Here is a 260-nt window from a genome sequence, read left to right on the forward strand (position 1 = left end):
AAGTGTGTCTTAAACCATGAACTGTTATATGGGGTAAGTTGCTACCTTTTATAATTTTGTTCATAGGACTAATGATAGTAGTAGGTAGGATATAGCTATTATTTCTGCCAGAAAAAATGAGTTGATTAACAGATAAAGCATTAAATCCTTTTTGCAGTAATTCTTTTTTCTGCTCAAGTCTCCATTCTTTTAAAACTGCTAATGTCTTTTTATCGATAAAAACAATTCTATTACTATTCTTAGTTTTCGGAGTTGAAACT

At 29.6% G+C, this 260-nt stretch carries 1 pseudogene; it reads right to left on the reverse strand.

The features are described from left to right. A pseudogene (locus OZJ21_RS09700) lies at nucleotides 1–260 on the reverse strand (site-specific integrase); the annotation flags it as partial.

This window comes from Ligilactobacillus sp. UO.C109 (assembly GCF_026847815.1).
GTDB lineage: Bacteria > Bacillota > Bacilli > Lactobacillales > Lactobacillaceae > Ligilactobacillus > Ligilactobacillus salivarius.